1 protein-coding gene is annotated in these 594 nt (G+C 45.3%); it reads right to left on the bottom strand.

Annotated elements, in window-relative coordinates:
• Positions 1-30 precede the first annotated feature (30 nt).
• Positions 31-465, bottom strand: coding sequence for an IS200/IS605 family transposase (tnpA, locus tag H6A25_RS12520; protein ID WP_204752451.1), 435 nt, complete (start codon positions 463-465; stop codon positions 31-33).
• Positions 466-594: the final 129 nt, after the last annotated feature.

Here is a 594-nt window from a genome sequence, read left to right as displayed (position 1 = left end):
ATTGTTACTTGCCGCCCGTAAACGGGCTGTTTAGAAGTTTCCCATCGTCAGCTGTTCGCCCGCCTGGTCTTCTTCTAACTGGTGCCGGATGTATTCTGCTATCTTTTTATCGTTTTTTCCTGCTGTATCCACATAGTATCCTCTGCACCAGAACTCCCTATTGCGATACTTAAATTTCAACTCCGGGAATTTCTCGTACAGCATCAGGCTGCTTTTCCCCTTCAGATACCCCATGAAGCTCGAGACTGAATATTTCGGCGGTATCTCGACCAGCATGTGGATATGGTCCGGGCATACTTCTGCTTCCACGATTTTTACCTTCTTCCAGTCGCACAGTGTTCTTAAAATCTCTCCGATTTCTCTGCGCTTCTGTCCGTAGAACACTTTGCGCCGATATTTCGGTGCAAAGACTATGTGGTATTTGCAATTCCAGCTTGTATGCGATAAACTATTTACGTCGTTCACTTTGAATGACCTCCCTTTGCTTGTTTGTGCAGTTGGCAGACCGCACTCCTATTATAGCAAAGGGAGTTTTTATTTCGCCATTATCGACATAAGTCTTTTTTTGAACCACTCGCCTAGCGAGTGGTTTTC

This window comes from Intestinimonas butyriciproducens, assembly GCF_016901775.1.
Classification (GTDB): Bacteria; Bacillota; Clostridia; order Oscillospirales; family Butyricicoccaceae; genus Pseudobutyricicoccus.
This window is presented reverse-complemented; position numbering and strand designations above follow the sequence as displayed.